The sequence below is a fragment of the Micromonospora zingiberis genome (assembly GCF_004331455.1).
Classification (GTDB): domain Bacteria; phylum Actinomycetota; class Actinomycetes; order Mycobacteriales; family Micromonosporaceae; genus Micromonospora; species Micromonospora zingiberis.
The window spans coordinates 318,345-336,189 of record NZ_SJJR01000002.1 but is presented as its reverse complement, the minus strand read 5'-3'; the positions used below and the strand labels follow the sequence as shown (position 1 = coordinate 336,189).

Genomic DNA, 17,845 nt, shown 5'->3' with positions numbered 1-17,845 from the left:
ATTCCGTGGGTGACTACCGAGACCGGGAGCAACCTGCACAGCACCGCGGGCAAGCTGGCGGACCTGGCCCGCCGGGTGGACGAGGCGGTGCACGCCGGGTCGGCCCGAGCCGTGGAGAAGCAGCACGCCAGGGGCAAGAAGACCGCCCGCGAGCGGATCGACCTACTGCTCGACGAGGGCTCCTTCGTCGAACTGGACGAGTTCGCCCGGCACCGGTCCAGCAACTTCGGCCTGGACCGCACCCGCCCGTACGGCGACGGTGTGATCACCGGTTACGGCACCATCGACGGCCGGCAGGTCTGCGTCTTCGCCCAGGACTTCACGGTCTTCGGCGGCTCCCTCGGTGAGGTCTTCGGCGAGAAGATCGTCAAGGTGATGGACCTGGCCATGAAGATCGGCTGCCCGGTCATCGGCATCAACGACTCCGGTGGCGCCCGCATCCAGGAGGGTGTGGCCTCGCTCGGGCTGTACGGCGAGATCTTCTTCCGCAACGTCCGGGCCAGCGGCGTCATCCCGCAGATCTCGCTCATCATGGGTCCGTGCGCGGGTGGCGCGGTCTACTCCCCCGCCGTCACCGACTTCACCGTGATGGTCGACCAGACGTCGCACATGTTCATCACCGGCCCCGACGTGATCAAGACGGTCACCGGGGAGGACGTGGGCATGGAGGAACTGGGCGGCGCCCGCACCCACAACACCCGCAGCGGCAACGCGCACTACCTCGCCGCCGACGAGGAGGACGCGGTCGACTACGTCAAGGCGCTGCTGTCCCACCTGCCGTCCAACAACCTGGACGAGCCACCGGTCTTCGACGCCCCAGCGGAGCTGGCCGTCACCGACGCCGACCGCGAGCTGGACACGCTGATCCCGGACTCGGCCAACCAGCCGTACGACATCCACCGGGTGCTCGAGCACGTGCTGGACGACGGGGAGTTCCTGGAGGTCCAGCCGCTCTACGCGCAGAACATGGTGGTCGGCTTCGGCCGGGTCGAGGGCCGGCCGGTCGGCGTGGTGGCCAACCAGCCGATGCACTTCGCCGGCACGCTGGACATCGCGGCCAGCGAGAAGGCGGCCCGGTTCGTGCGTACCTGCGACGCGTTCAACATCCCCGTGCTGACCTTCGTGGACGTGCCCGGGTTCCTGCCCGGCACCGGTCAGGAGTGGGACGGCATCATCCGTCGGGGCGCCAAGCTGATCTACGCGTACGCCGAGGCCACCGTGCCGAAGGTCACCGTGATCACCCGCAAGGCGTACGGCGGGGCGTACGACGTGATGGGCTCCAAGCACCTCGGGGCGGATCTCAACTTCGCCTGGCCGACCGCACAGATCGCGGTGATGGGTGCGCAGGGTGCGGTGAACATCCTCTACCGGCAGGAGCTGGCCGGCGCCGAGGACCCCGCGGCGGTCCGCGCCGAGAAGATCGCCGAGTACGAGGACACCCTGGCCAACCCGTACGTCGCCGCCGAACGCGGGTACGTCGACGCGGTGATCGCGCCGCACGAGACCCGTACGCAGATCGTCCGTGCCCTCCGGGTGCTGCGCACCAAGCGGGAGACCCTGCCGCCGAAGAAGCACGGGAACATCCCGCTCTAGGTGCAAGGAAGGGCACCTTATTAACGCCTGATGCATAGGAAGGGCCCCCTATTAACGCCGCCCAACGCCGCGCAGCCAACGCCGCCCAACGCCGCGCAGCCAACGCCGCTCAACGCCGCGCCGCCAGCGCCGCGCAGCTAACGCCGCGCAGCTAACGCCGCGCGTCCAGCGCCGCGTAGCCAGCGCCGCGTAGCCAGCGCCGCACGCAGCCGGCGTCAACAGGGCGGGTTGGCGGCCACGCAGAGTCGGCCGGCCGCGACGGTGGCGACCTGGCGCAACTCCGACTCGGTGCCATCGGCGCCGAGCGTCAGCACCGTGACCAGGTCGCCGACCCGAAGCACCGCAGTCGTCTCGGGGGGTGCCGCTTCCCGGCTCCGACCGGTGTCCAGATCGCGGGTCACCGTGACGTTGTGCCGGATCAGCCTCGCCTCGTCACCGGCGAAGTCGCGGTCGACGACCTCCCACCGGTGGTCCGCCTCGGCCCGCACCAGCCGATCCCCCCACGGGACCTCACCCGTCGATCGCCAGTTCGCGCAGGGTGCGAGCAGCGCGTCGAGCCGCACGAAGAAGTCCGCGACTCGCTCCGGTGCGATTCGGTAGACATCCTGGTTGAAGGCGAGTTCGGCGAGCCGAGGGCTGCCGTCCTCGTTCGCTCGCAGCAGGGTCTGCGAACGTGAGTACCGCGACGTGTCCCAGCTCGCCGTCCGGCCCAGCTCCTCAAGGCAGACCTGCACCAGGAAGTCGACCTGCACCGGTTCACCGAGGCCCGCTTGGCCGAGCGGCGGGTCGGTCTTCGCCGTCAGGTCCTCCGGTTGCACCAGCGCCTCGTGTGGAATCTCGGCGTACGCCGACGGTGACGGCTGCGGCGCGAAGACCGGCGGCGCCACGAGACGCATCCCCACGATCGTGGGCACACCGGCCAGGACCAGCACCGCGGTCGCCGCGCCCAGCACCGCCCGGCGGCGCCGACGGCGGGCCCGCGCACGCAGCACCGCAGGTTCCGGCCACCGGACGTCCCGCAGGTCGTTGCGCAGCCGCTCGACGAACGCCAACTCGTCACGCATCGGGTGCCTCCTCGAGATCAGAGACGGCGAGCAGCCCGGCGAGCGCGGTGCGCCCCCGGGAAAGACGGGCCTTGACGGTGCCGACCGGGGCCGCGGTCTGCCGCGCCACCTCGGCGACGGGCAGCCCGACCAGGTAGTACAGCGCGATCGCGACCCGCTGTTCCTCGGGCAGCCGGCGCAGGGCGGCGACCACCTCGACGGTATCCGTACCCGGGGCGGGGACGCTCTCCACGGCGCCGTGCCGCAGGTACGCCCGAGTCCGGCTACGCAGGCTGCGCCAGCGACTCACCGCGAGCCGGCTGGCCACCACCCGTATCCACGCCTCGGGGTCGTCGTAGCCGGCCACGGTGGACCAACGCTGCCACGCCCGGATGTACGCCTCCTGGACGGCGTCCTGGGCTTCGGCGAGGTCACCGGTCAGCACGTAGACGAAGCCGAGCAGCCGTTGTCGGCTCCCCCGGTAGAACTCGTCGAACCCGTCGACGTCCGGCACCTGCTACCTCCCTGCGGGTCGTAGAGGACACGCACCAGGGGGTGTACGCGGTTGCCGCAGCGCGCCAACCCGTCGGGTCACCAGGTGATGCCGGCCTCCGAAAGCAGCGGACCGGCCAGCATCAGGCCGCCGACGACCAGCACAGCAAGGTTGGCCAGGCCGAACAGGACGACCCAGAAGAACGCCGGTAGCCCGGTGATGCCGGCCAACTGGTCGGCGTCGGAGGCCGGCATCCCACGTTGGGTACGCAGTCGCTGCAACTCGATCACCGGTCGTACGCCGCCGAGCAGCAGGAACCACACGCTGGTCCAGGCGAAGGCGGCCTGCACCTGCGGGCTGGCGTACCACGAGACGGCGAGCACCACCCCGCCGGTGACCAGCAACGACAGCACCCCGAACAGATTGCGGATCATGACCAGCATGCCCAGCAGCAGGATCACCGCGACCCAGAGCAGCAGCGTGATCCGGTTGCCGGCCAGCAGCCACGCCCCGCCCAGCCCCACCAGGGGCGGCGCGAGGTAGCCGGCGAGCAGGGTGAGCACCATGCCCGGGCCGGTGGGGCGGCCGGCGGAGAGCGTCAGCCCCGAGGTGTCCGAGTGCAATCGGATGCCGCGTAGTTTGCGCCCGGTGAGCAACGCGGCCAGGGCGTGACCGCCCTCGTGGGCGATGGTGATCGCGTTGCGGGCGATCCGCCACGGCAGTCGGGTGACGACCACCAACAGCGCGACCAGGCCGGTGAGCAGCACCAGCAGTGGAGGCGGGTCGGGCTGCGCGCCGAACAGGCGGTCCCAGAACTCCGTCATGCCCTCGATCGACACCATGGGGCGGGAGCCTACCGCCCGCGTTGCGGTGTCACTTCCGGGCCAACCCGTACCCTGAAAGTTTCCTTAACCCCTATTGCCCTGACGGGCGACCACCTTCAAAGATGACTGTCAATCGACTGTCGTCTCAGGAGGACGCCATGGGTCGGACCAGATCACCGCTGCGCCGGCTGACCGCCGCCGCGCTCACCGTGCTCGCGACCGCCGCCGGGCTCGTCGCCACCGCGACCCCCGCCGCAGCGGCCACCGTGGCCGGCATCGACGTCTCGCGCTACCAGGGCAGCATCAACTGGACCAGCGTCCGCAACGCCGGCATCGAGTTCGCCTTCATCAAGGCCACCGAGGGTACGAGTTACAAGGACCCGAACTTCAACACCAACTACGTCAACGCGTACAACGCCGGGGTGATCCGGGGCGCGTACCACTTCGCCCGGCCCAACATCTCCTCCGGCGCGGTCCAGGCCAACTACCTGGCATCCAACGGCGGCGCCTGGTCGGCCGACAGCCGCACCCTGCCCGCCGCGCTGGACCTGGAGGCGAACCCGTACAGCGGCGGCTACTGCTACGGCCTGAGCACCACCGCGATGCGTAACTGGGTGCAGGACTTCCTCAACACCTACCGCTCACGCACCGGCCGCTACGCGGTCATCTACACCACCACCAGCTTCTGGAACCAGTGCACCGGCAGTTGGAGCGGTCCGTGGAACAACCACCCGCTCTGGATCGCCCGCTGGTCGTCCACCGTGGGCGCCCTGCCGGCCGGCGCACCGTTCTGGAGCTTCTGGCAGTACACCGACTCCGGCAGCGTCTCCGGCATCAGCGGCGCCGTGGACCGCAACTACTGGAACGGCGACCGCAGCCGGCTGATCGCCCTGGCCAACAACACCTGACGTACGCCACGACGGCGGGCCCACGTCCCCGTTCCTGCCGGACGCCGGCCCGCCGCCCGTGCCGTCACCGAACATGCGACCTGACCCGCACCCAGGCCCCGCGGCCCGCGCGGCCGACCACCGCAAACGCGGCGATCAGGCGCGGCGTCGGGCGGTCAACGCGACCGGCACACCCATGCCACCCCGGCGGGTGACGCTCCCCCGGCGGGTCAGGTTCCAGCCCGCGTACGCGGCCCCGGCGAGCACCACGACACTGAGCAGAGTGGCCAGCACCGCGACTCCGAAGGCGGCGAGCAGCAGTACGACGTTGCCGAGCACCACGAGGGTCCACAGTGCCAGTCGGGGCCGGGCATCCCTTCGTCGGTAACCCATCTCGGGCCTCCCTTCGTCGTTCGAGATCAGTTACCCCGAACGGCGGGTGGCCATGCCTGGATCAGTCCTGACGGTCCGGCACGAACTCCCGGAAGATCATCTCGAAGTTGTCGAGATTGGCTTCCCACTCCCGGTCCGCCACCTCCCACCGAAGAGCGAATCCACGGTTGCTGGCAGTCACGAAGGCTCGGTTCCGGGTCCGGATCCGCGTGTTGTCCCGGGTCTCCCGCCAGTCCCAGTCAGCGCAGGTCCGCCACTTGCAGTCGAACGACCAGATGTCGATGTACTCGTAGTTCCGCACGACGTTCTTCCGGCCGGACTCGATCCTCCGCCACTCGGCGGCGGCATCCCGCTTCGGCGTGTCGGTCCGGTCGATGAGCAGTTCGCGTACCCCGTTCGGCTCCCGATAGGTGACCGACGTGCCGCTGGCACTGCGCCGCCAGCCGTCCGGCACCGCCACCTTGAAACCGACCGGATCGTTCCGCAGCGTCCAGCCGGCGGGCAGGCCACCGGCCGACGCGGACGGGCTGGCCGAGGCCGACGGCGAGACGGACGGACTGGGAGAAACGGAAGGGCTGGGCGGGGTCGCACTGGGCGACGTGGTCGGGTCACCCGTCGCCGGTGGCGAGGCGTCGGAACTGCCGGCCGTATCCTGCGGCTTACCGCCGTCGTCCCCGTCGTCGGCGGTAAGGAGTGGCACCGCCAGCACCAGGCCGAGCAGCAGCACCGCGACGAGGGCGCCGACGAGCAGACCGCGCCGGTTGCGTTCCGAGCGCAGGAAACCCGAGGTGAAGACGGCCCCCCGGGCAGGTGCCGGGCTCACCAGCGCCGACGGCATCAGCGAGGTCGGCTGGGGCGCGACCCGCGTGGCGTCCTTCGCCGATGTCGGCGGATCGAAGCGGGTCGACCCGCTCGGCATGGACTGGCCCACCTTGGCCGTCGCGTCGGACGTCGGCCCGCCGAACGGGGCCGTCACGTCCGCAGCACCCGCCGACCCACCTGCCGCAGCAGTCGCCGCACCGGTCTGCTCGCCGTGCCCGGCACCCTCGCCCGGCGTGGTGGCCCGCTCGTTCGGGTCAGCCCCGTCCGACACGGCCGGCGTGCTGTCCGTGACGACTTGCCCGTCCGCCGTACCGTCCTCGGCTGCCGCCGCCGGGGCCGCACCGGCGGGCGTGCCCGCCACTCCGGCCCCCGGGGCGGTCGCGCCCGCCTCGGCTGCCGAGGCCGTACCAGCGGCGTCGACCTTCGCGGTCGGCGCCGCGTCCGAACCTGTGCTCGACGTCGCCGAAGACCCCGAATCCGGGCCGGTAGCGTCCACCTTCGCGGTCGGCGCCGCGTCCGAGCCGGTACCCGAGGCCGTCCTCCCCGGATCCGCACTGGAACCGGTGTCCACCTTCGTCGTCGGGTCGGCGTCCGGACCCGTGGCGACCTTCGCCGTCGCAGCGGCGTCCGACGCCGGTGGCGTTCCCGTCGACGGGTTCCGGTCGGCACCGCTGGTCGCCCCGACGGCAGCGCCCGCCGCCAGGGGGCCGACAGCCGGAGGCGTACGGGGCGCGGGCGGCGTGACCGGCGGGGTCGGCCGCTCACCGGACGGGCGGGGCGCGGGCACCAGCGGCGGACGCGGCTCACGCGGCCCGTTCGGCCCCGGCCGGCGTACGCCGTCGAGCAACGAGATGCCCCGCGCCCGCCGGCCGCTGGCGCGACGCAGCATCTTCTCGGCCGACTCGGCGGTGATCCGCTCCTCGGGATTCTTCCGCAGCAGCCCGGCGAGTACCTGCTTGAGCGGCCCGGCGTTGCGGGCCGGCGGCACCGGTTCGGTGGCGAGGGCGGCCAGCGTGCTGATCGCCGACGGGCGCGCGTACGGCGACTTGCCCTCCACGGCGGCGTAGAGCGTGGCGCCCAACGACCACAGGTCGGCCTCTGGCCCGGCGGTGCCGTCGCGGGCCCGCTCCGGCGCGATGTACGCCGGTGAGCCGAGCACCATGCCGGTGCGGGTCACGTTCGGGTCGCCGGGAATCGTGGCCAGGCCGAAGTCGGTCAACACCACCCGGCCGTCATTGCCCAGCAACACGTTGCCGGGCTTGACGTCGCGGTGCATGATGCCGGCCTTGTGCGCCGCGTTCAGGGCGTTCAGCACGCCCAACCCGATCTGCACTGCTTGCGCCGCCGACACCGGGCCGTCCTCGGCGATGGTGTCCTGCAACGAGCGCGACGCCACGTACTCCATCACGATCCACGGGTCGCCGTCGGTGCGGAGCACGTCGAAGATGCGTACCACGTTGATGTTGTTGAGCCGGGCGATGGCCCGCGCCTCGCGCAGCGAGCGTTCCCGCATCTCGCGGCGCTCGTCGTTGGTCAGACCCGGCGGCGGTACGAGTTCCTTGATCGCGACGTCGCGGTGCAGCACCTCGTCACGCGCCTTCCATACCCGACCCATGCCACCCTGACCGAGCGGCGAGATGAGCCGGTACCGGTCGGCGACAAGTTGGGAGGGGGCAGCGTCTGACATCGCTGAGACGGTACCCGGCAGCGCCGACAGCCACACCGCCGGCACGCCACTGTGCGACTAAGGTCAAGCTCACGACGCGTACGCTGAGGAGCATGTCTGGGGAAGAGCCGCTGTTGCGGATCGTGCGCGGCGTACCGACCGCCGAGGAACTGGCCGCGCTGGTAGGCGCGATCGTCGCCCGCCCCCGTCCCGCCGCCGGACCCGCCCCCGCGCCGACGTCGGCCTGGGCCCGCAGCGGCCGGCCGAACAACGCCCAGCACAGGCCCGGTCCCGGCGCCTGGCGGGCCGCCGGTCTACCGCGCTGACCCTCCGTCTCCGACCCGGACGCGACGAGCCGGGTACGGGGCTGCCGGGGGCGGCGTACACCCACTAACCTCACTCTGGGGAACCGGGCCGTGACGGTTGGGAGGGGCCGATGATCCCTGAGGAGGACCGACCAGCGTCCTGGTTGGGCGGAAGCCGGAGCGTCGAGGCGGACATCCGACAGATGCGAGAGTTCGCCGACCGGCTGCGCGCCGAGGTGGAGAGCAACTACACGCCTCATCTGCGGTACATCGCCAGCGACATGCTGACCCAGGTGTCCAACCCGGCCGACGCGTTCATCGAGCTGGTGCAGTTCATGCGCGCCCACTGGGAAACCCAGCAGGCCACGGCGAACGCCGTCTGGGGCCTCGGCCACAGCACCGGCCACCTGGCGGAAGCCGCCCACCAGGTCGCGGTGCGTTACGGCGACGTCGACGCGTTCTCCGCCGCCCGAGTCGCCGACATCCAGCACGCCCTCGGCCGGCCCGGCACGACGCCCGTCCCGCCCATGCCGTCACCGTCGCTCGCCGACCCCACCGGCCCCGACCAGGCCGGACCGGTGGTGCTGCCATGAGAGACGTGGGCGTCGGCCGCAGCGGGGGCCTCACCGACTGGTACCTGATGAACGTCGCCGACATGTGGGCGTGCGTGCAGGACCACCACACCGAACAGCACTGGCGACACGTCGCCGGCTGGCGCAAGGTCTGCGACCTGGCAGGTCAGCACCTCACCCGACTCAGGGCGTACCGCGACGGCCTGGCCCGCGCCTGGCCACCGGAAACCAACGCCGCCGCCCGCGCGTACGTCACCGAACTGGACGACCTGATCAAGCAGGTGCAGCGTACGCACGACGCCGCCGCCGCCAACCAGACCGCGCTGTCGGCCGCCACCCAGGCCATCACCAGCACCCGCGCCGAACTCAAGAAAATCTACGAGGAGTACGCGGGCAAACTCCAGCAGAAGCGCGCCTGGGACCAAACGGCAGCCGACCCCAAAGCCGCCGCCGGCAGCCGCACCAGCCAACCGCCGGTCACCGACGCCGACCTCGAACGCCTCAACATCCAGGCACGCGGCATCATGTACGGCCTCAGCAGCGAACTCCAACAAGCCCAAACAATGCTCCGCCAACCCCCTCCACCGACTCGCATTCAATCTGCTAGGGACCAGCCCTCACCTGAGGGACACGCCTCCGGCGGAAATGCCGCGCCGATCATCCCTCCCATCGTGCCTATGCCGCTAACTTCATCGGCCGGCACGACACCAGCTAGATCGCCGTCATTGCCAACCCGGCCAGTTTTCCAAACAGACCAACCCAGGGTCGGCCCAGTGCTCGGCAGGACACAGCCGGCGCTACTTCCGGCTAACCCGCCCGCAGCAGCAGATAGACAAAAACTACCCTCCAGCCCTGGCCCAACAGCACAGTCATCGCCTTTAGGAGTACAGCCTCCAATTTTAGGACCAGGGCAGACGCCATCCGGGCAGATTGGTCGCTCAAACGGCGTCAGTCCGAACACGACGCCACGTCCGATGCAACACGGGGGACTGATCGGAGGAGTCCCAGCCTCCGCTCCTAGCCGAGCGGCGGCGAGTGGCGGCGAGCCCCGGCGAATAAACCCAATCGGCGGAATAATCGGAGGAGGCGGAGCAGGAACCACCCCAAAAGGCGCGGCTGGCTCTCGGCCAGGAATCGGCCGAGGAATCAGCGGCTCCCACATGATGCCTCCACCCATTTTCAGTCCGTCGAATTCGGGCACATCCATTCCTGCCTCAAAAGGCAGCACCGTCAGTCGAACGGACCAACACAAAGACGATCCCGAGAAGCCACGTCGATGGGATCCGGACCACCCCTGGGAGACAGATAAAGGTGTCAGCCCAGTAGTCCGGCCACCCGACGATGGAGGGCCTATAGACCCAGGCCCGGCAATCGGCATCGACCGGTGAAGACAAGTAGGCTGGTCGCCCGCTTTGCCCTGCTAACCACACCCCTTCTTACACTTCTACCGACACCCCCTCTAAATGCCGAAGCGGCGGCGCAGCCACCGACGGTAGACCCGCAAAACGTCCGCAGTGAGCAGTGGCACCTGAGATATCTCAAGATCGAGGACGCCCACAAGATCAGCACCGGCTCTGGCATCACCGTCGCAGTATTGGATACCGGCGTTTACCCACATCCCGATCTTCAAGAAAACCTACTCTCCGGTACAGACCTGACCGACGAGGGGCGCGGGGATGGCCGACAAGATCGGGATGGGCACGGAACCGGCATGGCTGGCATAATCGCCGCTCACGGACAATCACTAAGGCATGGAGCACTGGGAATTGCACCACAAGCAAACGTTCTGCCTGTTCGATTCAAGCGAGATGGCCCACAGGGAACCGCAGATGGACTTAGGGAGGCCATTAAATACGCCACCCGAAACGGAGCACGAGTAATAAGCATTTCGTCCACCGGCGCTCCCGATGTTGGAATGCAGCAGGCAATTCAAGAAGCAGCTCAAGCAGACATTGTTCTCGTAGCCGCAGCTGGAAATCAGCCAGACGATAGGCAGGTGGGTTTTCCTGCGGCATATCCGAATGTAGTTGCCGTCGGCGGGATCGATCATCAGGGAAGGCCGGCCAAAATCTCGGTTAGCGGTGCGGAAATCGACGTCGTGGCACCGGCTGTGGAGATTTACAGCACGAGCATCGGGGGGAGATACCGGGTCGGTACTGGCACGTCTGGTGCTACGGCGATTGTGGCGGGGGCGGCGGCGTTGGTGCGGGCCAAGTATCCGTATCTGCCGGCGGATGAGGTGGCGCATCGGTTGACGGCTACTGCGATCGACAAGGGGCCGCCTGGGCGTGATGACCAGTACGGCTATGGGGTGATCGATCTGGTGGCGGCGCTGACGGCAGACGTACCGCCAAGGGGGTTTGGGTCGGCGTCGGCGAGCGCGCCGGGCGGGGCTGGCCCGACCACGGCGGCGGCCGAGCGGCCTCGGGCCGATGGCGAGCGGGCAGCGACGGTGCGTGGGCTGGTCACGCTGGGGGTGTTGGTGGCGGCGGGCGGTGCCTGGGTTGTGTTCGCTCGTCGCCGACGGCGGTCCGATGATCCACCGCCTCGGATCAGTCGCTGACGAAGGTGATCGAGGAGATGTCCGGCTGGTCGTCGGCGCGGGATGGCGGGTGGCGTGGCGCGTTGCCGGTCACGGCAACCGGTAACGTCGGCGGGGTGCCTGAACTCATGCCGCTTCGTCTGGTGCTTGCCTCAGCGAGCCCTGCCCGCCGTAAGTCGCTACGGGCCGCCGGCATCGAGCCGGACGTGCTGGTCAGCGGGGTCGACGAGTCGCTGGTGGTGACCGAGCGGGCCGAGGACCTCTGCCTGGAGTTGGCCAGGATGAAAGCGCAGGCGGTGCTGACCCGGTTGCGGCCGACCGATGACCAGCGCACGCTCGTGCTGGGCTGCGACTCGGTGCTCGCCTTCGACGGGCAGATCCTCGGGAAGCCGGCGGACGCGGCCGAGGCGACTCGGCGGTGGAAGGAGATGCGTGGGCGCAGCGGGGTGCTGCACAGCGGGCACTGTCTGGTCGACATCACGGCCGGGCGCCGCGCGGAGGCGGTGGCCTCCACGGTGGTGCATTTCGCCGACATCAGCGACCACGAGATCGCCACGTACGTCGAGACCGGTGAGCCGCTCGCCGTAGCCGGCGCTTTCACCATCGACGGTCTGGGCGGGCCGTTCGTGGAGCGGATCGAGGGCGACCCGGGCACGGTGGTCGGACTGTCCCTACCACTGCTGCGGCGGCTGCTCGCCGAACTGGACCTGCGGATCACCGATCTGTGGACGAAGGTCGCGCCCGGTAACCAGTCGGTCGAGCCACTCGGTTAACGTCCGGACATGACGCTCAAATCGATCCCGCTGACCGACGAACTGCACGGCTATCTGGTCGCGCACGGCGCCCCTCCCGACGAGGTGGTCCGCGACCTGGCCGAGGAGACGCTGGCCCTGCTGCCGGAACATGCGGCGATGCAGGTCGCACCCGAGCAGGCCGCCTTCCTGACCTTTCTGACCCGGCTGCTCGGTGCCCGGCACGCGGTGGAGGTGGGCACGTTCACCGGGCTCTCGGCGCTGGCGGTCGCCCGAGGGCTGGTCGACGGCGGGCGGTTGACCTGCTTCGACATTTCGGAGGAGTACACGAGCGTGGCGCGCCGGTACTGGGCTCGCGCCGGTGTGGCCGACCGGATCGATCTGCGGATCGGCCCGGCCGGTGACCGGCTGCGGGAGTTGCCGAACGAGCGGTACCTGGACTTCGCGTTCATCGACGCCGACAAGACCGGCTACCCGGTGTACTGGGCCGAGTTGGTGCCCCGGATGCGGCCGGGCGGGGTGATCGCCGTCGACAACGTGCTGCGGCACGGCCGGGTGATCGCACCGCAGAGCGCCGACGATCGGGCCATCGCCGCGTTCAACGACGACGTCCTGGCCGACGTGCGGGTGGATGCGGTGATGCTGCCGATCGCGGACGGTCTGACTCTCGCCCGGGTGCACTGACCAAGCCGCCAGGCGGTCCGCGGAACCAGGTGCCCGCCGTCGGACGCGCGGCGGGTCAGACGGGGGTGGGGGTCGGCTGTTCGGCGGGGGCCGGGGCCGGCAGGGCGCGGCCGAGTCGTACCGCGAGCAGCGCGGCCACCGCGATGAAGCCGGGCAACAGCAGGAAGGCCAGGTGGGCTCCGACGCCGTCGGCCACCCAGCCGAGCGCGACCGGCGCGATCCCGAAACCCACCCCCATCGAGTACGCCGACCAGCCCGCCGCCTGATCCGTGGCGTCACCGGCCACGGCGAGGGCGAGCGAGATGGCCAGCGGATAGTGCAACGCGTTGCCGAGACCCAACACCACCAGGCCGACGATCGCCAACCAGCCCGCCGAGGCCACCCAGAACACGGTGAACCCGGCCAGCGACACCCCCAGCGCGGCGAGCAGGAGCGGTACCGGGCGGAGGCGGAGGGCCACCCGACCGCCGAAGAGCCGGCCGACGAACATGCCGCAGACGATCGCGGCGACCGCCGCCGAAGCGGCCCCGGGGGCCATCCCGGCGTGCGAGCGCAGCACGTCGGCGGTCCACAGGGACAGGCACACCTCGATGGAGCCGGTGACGCCCATCAGCACCCAGGCGATCCAGTACGCCTTCGGCAGCCGACGCGCGCCCCGGGCAACCGTCACCCGCGTACGGGGTGCTGGGGTGGCGGTGGCGCGCGGTCGGCGTACGCCCGGGGTCAGGGTTGCGACGGCGACGAGCGCGATCAGGGCGACCACGACGGCCATACCCGGCCGCCACCCCCAGCCGGCGTTCACGCTCAACCCGATCACCAGCGGGGCAAGGATGCCCATGCCGGCGCAGGCGGCGTTGGCCTCGGCCAACGCCGCTGGAGCGGCCCGCCCGTGCCGGGTGGTGAGCACCACGTTCACTCCGCTGACCACAAGCGTCCCGGCGGTGGCGATCACCATGACGACGGTGAGTGTGGCGGGTAACGGGCGCAGCAGCGCCAGCCCGGTCACCCCGGCGGCGACGCCGGCCAGCCCCAGCCAGATCGTCGGCCTTCGGCCAAGCTGGCGGGCGACCGGGGCGAACAGCGCGCCGCCGGCCAGGGCGCCGGCCGCGAGGGCGGTGCTGTGCAGGCCGGCGACGGCGGCCGTGGTGCCCTGCTCGTCGCGCAGCAGCGGCACCACCGGGCCGAAGCCGTAGAGGAAGAAGCCCCAGAGGCCGAGTTGGGCGTACGCCAACCAGGTGATCCGGTCGTGGACGAGGCGGGGCATGCGCCTGACGCTACAAGCGGGGTGGCGTGGCCCGGCCCACGGTGAGAGCGAACTCTCCCTCACCTGCACCTTCGGATGTTAAGAAGGGGCCCCTGCTCTACCGGAGGCGTTAATAAGGTGCCCTTCCTTTCATCGGACGCTGCGGGCGAACTGGCGGGCAGCCCAGAAGACACCGGCGGCGGCGAGCACCGTGATGATGGTCAGCCCCTGCCAGACCCGGTCGTTGCTGATGTCGCCGGAGAACAGCGCCCGGGTGCCGTCGACCGCCCAGGAGAACGGGTTCCACTTGGCGATGCCCTGCAACCAGCCGGGCGCGAAGGCCAGCGGCAGCAGGATGCCGGAGAGCAGCAGCACCGGCTGGGCCACCGTGTTCATCAGCGGCGCCAGCGCGTCCTCGCTCTTCACCTTGAGCGCGACGCCGTAGGAGACCGCCGAGGTCATCAGCGCGATCAGGGCGAGCAGGAGGTACGCCAGCAGCAGGTCGCCGATGAACACGCGCAGGTCGAACAGCAGCGCCAGCAGGGTGATGATGACGGCCTGGACCAGCAGCGACACCACGTCGCGCAGCGAGCGACCGAGCAGCAGAGCGAGGCGGCTGACCGGGGTGACCCGGGACCGCTCGATCACGCCGGCCCGTAGCTCGGCGATCAGGCCGAAGCCTTGGAACAGGCCGCCGAAGATGGCCAGCAGCACCAGCAGACCGGGTACGAAGATCTTGTACGCCTCGGCCTGGGTGGGCGCGTTCAGTGCCGGCTTGAGCAGTGGGGCGAACAGCAACAGGTACATCACCGGCTGGAAGACGCCGACGAACACCCACACCGGGTTGCGCAGCAGCAGGTGCAGCTGGCGCTGGAAGATCAGCCACGTGTCGCGGGCGAGTTTCATCAAATCTCCTGGTCGGATCAGGACTCGCGCAGCGAGCGGCCGGTCTTGGTGAGGAAGACGTCGTCGAGGCTGGGGCGGTGCAACTCGATCGACTTGAGGTCGAGCCCGGCGCCGTCGACGCGGCGCAGGATGCGCGGAATGGCGGTGGCGCCCTCGTCCACGAAGAGCCGCAGGCCACCTTCGTCCAGCCGTTCCAGCCGGCTGATGTATTCCTCGGCGGCGAGCAGCTTCTCCGCCTCACCGGTGGCGACCAGGTCGAGGCCGACCTGCACCACGTCGCCGGAGATCTCGCGCTTGAGGTCGGCGGGCGTACCCTCGGCGACCACCTCGCCGTGATCCATGATCGCGATGCGGTCGCAGAGCGCGTCGGCCTCGTCGAGGTAGTGGGTGGTGATGAAGACGGTCATCCCCTCGGTACGCAGCCGCCGGATCTCGTCCCACATGTGCGCCCGGCTCTGCGGGTCGAGGCCGGTGGTCGGCTCGTCCAGGAAGACGATCTTCGGCTCGTGGATGATGCCGAGCGCGATCTCCACCCGGCGGCGCTGGCCGCCGGAGTACGTCTTGCACTTGCGGTCGGCGAACTCGGTGAGCTGGAACGCCTCCAGCGCGCGTACCGCCCGGCGTTGGGCCTCCACCTTGCTGATGCCGTACAGCCGGGCCTGGAGCACCAGTTCCTCCCGGGCGGTGGACTCGTCCCAGGTGCTGCCGCCCTGGGCGACGTAGCCAATCCGGCGGCGGACCTCGCCCGGGTCCTTGAGCAGGTCGGCACCGGCGATGGTGGCCTGGCCGCCGTCCGGCTCGATCAACGTCGCCAGCATCCGCAGGGTGGTGGTCTTGCCGGCGCCGTTCGGGCCGAGGAACCCGAAAATCTCACCCGCCGCCACATCCAGGTCGACGCCGCGCACCGCGTCGACGGTCTTCGTCTCCCGACCGGCCCGGCTGCGGAACGACTTGCGCAGCCCTCTGGTCTCGATCATCATTTCTCCCCGCTCGTGGCCGCTGTCGGCCATCATCGTCACCGGCACCCGATCACATCGGTACGACACCACGCCGACCGAAGCGAGACCGCCAGTGCGGCATCCCACACTGAGCGATCGTTAGGGTTTCCCTGGTGGCCGATAAACTCCCGTTCAGTAACCTCCGGGAGGAGCCACCAAGGTGCGCAAGGTACTCATCGCCAACCGGGGCGAGATCGCCGTCCGGGTGATCCGCGCCTGCCAGGACGCTGGCCTGGGCAGTGTCGCGGTGTACGCGGACTCCGACCGGGATGCCCTGCACGCCACGCTCGCCGACGAAGCGTACGCGCTGGGCGGCGACACCGCTGCGGATACTTATCTGCGCATCGACAAGCTGATCGACGTGGCGGCCCGCTCCGGCGCCGACGCGGTGCACCCCGGCTACGGCTTCCTCGCCGAGAACGCCGACTTCGCCCAGGCGGTCATCGACGCCGGGCTGACCTGGATCGGTCCCACCCCGCAGGCGATCCGCGACCTCGGTGACAAGGTCACCGCCCGGCATATCGCCCAGCGGGCCGGCGCTCCCCTGGTGCCCGGCACGGCGGACCCGGTCGGCGGCCCGGACGAGGTGATGGCCTTCGCCGTCGACCACGGCCTGCCGGTGGCGATCAAGGCCGCCTTCGGTGGTGGCGGGCGCGGCCTGAAGGTGGCCCGGACCATGGAGGAGATCCCGCAGCTGTTCGAGTCGGCCACCCGGGAGGCGGTCGCCGCGTTCGGTCGGGGCGAGTGCTTCGTCGAGCGGTACCTCGACCGGCCCCGCCACGTCGAGGCGCAGGTCCTGGCCGACCAGCACGGCAACGTGATCGTGGTCGGCACCCGGGACTGCTCGTTGCAGCGCCGGCACCAGAAGCTGGTCGAGGAGGCGCCGGCACCGTTCCTCACCGCCGAGCAGCGGGCCCAGATCCACGACAGCGCCAAGGCGATCTGCCGGGAGGCCGGTTACCACGGCGCGGGCACGGTCGAATACCTGGTCGGCAACGACGGCACCATCTCCTTCCTGGAGGTCAACACCCGCCTCCAGGTGGAACACCCGGTCACCGAGGAGACCGCCGGCATCGACCTGGTACGCGAGCAGTTCCGCATCGCCGACGGCGAGAAGCTGCGGCTCACCGAGGACCCGACGCCGCGCGGGCACTCCATCGAGTTCCGGATCAACGGCGAGGACCCGGGTCGCAACTTCCTGCCCGCCCCCGGCACGGTCACCGCGCTGCGGCTGCCCACCGGCCCCGGCGTACGGGTGGACACCGGCATCTCGGCCGGTGACGTGATCGGCGGGAACTTCGACTCGCTGCTGGCCAAGCTCATCGTCACCGGGGAGACCCGTACCGAGGCACTGGAACGGGCCCGCCGGGCGCTCGCCGAGATGGTGGTCGAGGGGATGGCCACCGCGCTGCCGTTCCACCGCCTGGTGGTCCGCGACCCGGCCTTCACCGCCGAGCCGTTCGCCGTGCACACCCGCTGGATCGAGACCGAGTTCGACAACACCGTGCCGCCGTTCACCGGCGCCGCCGACGCCACCGCCGGGCCGGCCGAGCGCGAGACGGTCGTGGTCGAGGTGGGTGGCAAGCGGCTGGAGGTGAGCCTGCCCGCCGGTCTCGGCGCCGCTTCGGCCGGCGCGGCACCGGCCGCCCGCAAGCCCGCCCGTCGCGGTGGTGGCGCCACGGTCGGCACGGCGGCCGGCGGTGACGCGCTCACCTCGCCGATGCAGGGCACCATCGTCAAGATCGCGGTCGCCGACGGGGACACCGTCGCCGAGGGTGACCTGGTGGTGGTGCTGGAGGCGATGAAGATGGAGCAGCCGCTGCACGCCCACAAGGCGGGCACGATCAGCGGCCTGTCCGCCGAGGTGGGCGCGGTGATCACCGCCGGTGCCGCGATCTGCACCATCGCCTGAGGTGCAAGGAAGGGCACCTTATTAACGCCTGGTGTATTAAGAGCGGCCGGCAATTGGTGGTGGTGACGCAGCGGGAGGTCGAGCGGCCGGAAGCGGACGCGGCACATGCCCAGGGGCCCGTCACTGACCCCAGGCAACCATCTGGCAGGCTCGCTGCCCCGCCAAGGCATCCGAGATCTTGGCACGAGTGCGCCCCTCAAGGGGCAGATT

15 protein-coding genes and 1 pseudogene are annotated in these 17,845 nt (G+C 70.2%); 8 read left to right on the top strand and 8 right to left on the bottom strand.

Features of this window, described 5'->3' with window-relative positions; genetic code table 11:
- Positions 1-9 precede the first annotated feature (9 nt).
- Positions 10-1,593, top strand: a complete 1,584-nt coding sequence (locus E0H26_RS04565; protein ID WP_131301120.1) for an acyl-CoA carboxylase subunit beta — start codon at positions 10-12, stop codon at positions 1,591-1,593.
- Positions 1,594-1,808: 215 nt separating this feature from the next.
- On the opposite strand, the gene E0H26_RS04560 is transcribed toward E0H26_RS04565, so the two are convergent.
- From E0H26_RS04560 to E0H26_RS04550, 3 genes are all read right to left on the bottom strand, one after another.
- Positions 1,809-2,657 (bottom strand): hypothetical protein, encoded by an 849-nt coding sequence (locus E0H26_RS04560; RefSeq protein WP_131301117.1) that lies wholly within the window; start codon positions 2,655-2,657, stop codon positions 1,809-1,811.
- Positions 2,650-3,150: a SigE family RNA polymerase sigma factor gene (locus tag E0H26_RS04555; protein ID WP_131301115.1), complete on the bottom strand. Its 501-nt coding sequence runs from the start codon at positions 3,148-3,150 to the stop codon at positions 2,650-2,652. The genes E0H26_RS04560 and E0H26_RS04555 overlap by 8 nt, the downstream gene beginning before the upstream one ends.
- A 77-nt stretch (positions 3,151-3,227) precedes the next feature.
- Positions 3,228-3,971 (bottom strand): M50 family metallopeptidase, encoded by a 744-nt coding sequence (locus E0H26_RS04550; RefSeq protein WP_131301113.1) that lies wholly within the window; start codon positions 3,969-3,971, stop codon positions 3,228-3,230.
- Positions 3,972-4,111: 140 nt separating this feature from the next.
- On the opposite strand from E0H26_RS04550, the gene E0H26_RS04545 reads away from it, so the two are divergent.
- On the top strand, positions 4,112-4,861 hold the full coding sequence (locus tag E0H26_RS04545; protein WP_131301111.1) for a GH25 family lysozyme: 750 nt from the start codon (positions 4,112-4,114) through the stop codon (positions 4,859-4,861).
- A gap of 135 nt (positions 4,862-4,996) precedes the next feature.
- Here E0H26_RS04545 and E0H26_RS04540 read toward each other — a convergent pair whose 3' ends face one another.
- Both E0H26_RS04540 and E0H26_RS04535 read right to left on the bottom strand, forming a co-directional pair.
- Positions 4,997-5,233 carry a hypothetical protein gene (locus E0H26_RS04540; protein WP_131301109.1) on the bottom strand — a complete coding sequence of 79 codons (237 nt, stop codon included), beginning with the start codon at positions 5,231-5,233 and terminating at the stop codon, positions 4,997-4,999.
- Between the two features lie 1,129 nt (positions 5,234-6,362).
- Positions 6,363-7,742 (bottom strand): annotated as a pseudogene (locus E0H26_RS04535) (serine/threonine-protein kinase); the annotation flags it as partial.
- Between the two features lie 92 nt (positions 7,743-7,834).
- On the opposite strand from E0H26_RS04535, the gene E0H26_RS04530 reads away from it, so the two are divergent.
- From E0H26_RS04530 to E0H26_RS04505, 5 genes are all read left to right on the top strand, one after another.
- Positions 7,835-8,047 (top strand): acyl-CoA carboxylase subunit epsilon, encoded by a 213-nt coding sequence (locus tag E0H26_RS04530; RefSeq protein WP_131301106.1) that lies wholly within the window; start codon positions 7,835-7,837, stop codon positions 8,045-8,047.
- A gap of 110 nt (positions 8,048-8,157) precedes the next feature.
- On the top strand, positions 8,158-8,619 hold the full coding sequence (locus E0H26_RS04525) for a hypothetical protein (RefSeq protein ID WP_131301104.1): 462 nt from the start codon (positions 8,158-8,160) through the stop codon (positions 8,617-8,619).
- 1,363 nt (positions 8,620-9,982) lie between these two features.
- On the top strand, positions 9,983-11,161 hold the full coding sequence (mycP, locus tag E0H26_RS04515) for a type VII secretion-associated serine protease mycosin (protein ID WP_240742004.1): 1,179 nt from the start codon (positions 9,983-9,985) through the stop codon (positions 11,159-11,161).
- Positions 11,162-11,268: 107 nt separating this feature from the next.
- Positions 11,269-11,913 carry a Maf family protein gene (locus E0H26_RS04510; protein ID WP_420812781.1) on the top strand — a complete coding sequence of 215 codons (645 nt, stop codon included), beginning with the start codon at positions 11,269-11,271 and terminating at the stop codon, positions 11,911-11,913.
- Between the two features lie 9 nt (positions 11,914-11,922).
- Positions 11,923-12,576, top strand: a complete 654-nt coding sequence (locus E0H26_RS04505) for an O-methyltransferase (protein ID WP_131301098.1) — start codon at positions 11,923-11,925, stop codon at positions 12,574-12,576.
- 55 nt (positions 12,577-12,631) lie between these two features.
- Here the strand turns inward: E0H26_RS04505 and E0H26_RS04500 are convergent, their stop codons facing one another.
- From E0H26_RS04500 to E0H26_RS04490, 3 genes are all read right to left on the bottom strand, one after another.
- Positions 12,632-13,840 (bottom strand): MFS transporter, encoded by a 1,209-nt coding sequence (locus E0H26_RS04500; protein WP_131301096.1) that lies wholly within the window; start codon positions 13,838-13,840, stop codon positions 12,632-12,634.
- A 129-nt stretch (positions 13,841-13,969) separates the two neighbouring features.
- Positions 13,970-14,725 (bottom strand): ABC transporter permease, encoded by a 756-nt coding sequence (locus tag E0H26_RS04495; RefSeq protein ID WP_131301094.1) that lies wholly within the window; start codon positions 14,723-14,725, stop codon positions 13,970-13,972.
- Between the two features lie 17 nt (positions 14,726-14,742).
- Positions 14,743-15,702 carry an ATP-binding cassette domain-containing protein gene (locus tag E0H26_RS04490; protein WP_131301092.1) on the bottom strand — a complete coding sequence of 320 codons (960 nt, stop codon included), beginning with the start codon at positions 15,700-15,702 and terminating at the stop codon, positions 14,743-14,745.
- A gap of 181 nt (positions 15,703-15,883) precedes the next feature.
- On the opposite strand from E0H26_RS04490, the gene E0H26_RS04485 reads away from it, so the two are divergent.
- A complete protein-coding gene (locus E0H26_RS04485) occupies positions 15,884-17,635 on the top strand; it encodes an acetyl/propionyl/methylcrotonyl-CoA carboxylase subunit alpha (protein ID WP_131301090.1) in 1,752 nt (583 codons plus the stop codon).
- The last annotated feature ends 210 nt before the right edge of the window (positions 17,636-17,845 follow it).

Coding starts and splice junctions, on each gene's coding strand:
- E0H26_RS04505 (WP_131301098.1), top strand. CDS start 11,923: ATGACGCTCAAATCGATCCCGCTGACCGACGAACTGCACGGCTATCTG.
- E0H26_RS04540 (WP_131301109.1), bottom strand. CDS start 5,233: ATGGGTTACCGACGAAGGGATGCCCGGCCCCGACTGGCACTGTGGACC.
- E0H26_RS04510 (WP_420812781.1), top strand. CDS start 11,269: ATGCCGCTTCGTCTGGTGCTTGCCTCAGCGAGCCCTGCCCGCCGTAAG.
- E0H26_RS04560 (WP_131301117.1), bottom strand. CDS start 2,657: ATGCGTGACGAGTTGGCGTTCGTCGAGCGGCTGCGCAACGACCTGCGG.
- E0H26_RS04490 (WP_131301092.1), bottom strand. CDS start 15,702: ATGATCGAGACCAGAGGGCTGCGCAAGTCGTTCCGCAGCCGGGCCGGT.
- E0H26_RS04495 (WP_131301094.1), bottom strand. CDS start 14,725: ATGAAACTCGCCCGCGACACGTGGCTGATCTTCCAGCGCCAGCTGCAC.
- E0H26_RS04550 (WP_131301113.1), bottom strand. CDS start 3,971: ATGGTGTCGATCGAGGGCATGACGGAGTTCTGGGACCGCCTGTTCGGC.
- E0H26_RS04545 (WP_131301111.1), top strand. CDS start 4,112: ATGGGTCGGACCAGATCACCGCTGCGCCGGCTGACCGCCGCCGCGCTC.
- E0H26_RS04525 (WP_131301104.1), top strand. CDS start 8,158: ATGATCCCTGAGGAGGACCGACCAGCGTCCTGGTTGGGCGGAAGCCGG.
- E0H26_RS04530 (WP_131301106.1), top strand. CDS start 7,835: ATGTCTGGGGAAGAGCCGCTGTTGCGGATCGTGCGCGGCGTACCGACC.
- E0H26_RS04500 (WP_131301096.1), bottom strand. CDS start 13,840: ATGCCCCGCCTCGTCCACGACCGGATCACCTGGTTGGCGTACGCCCAA.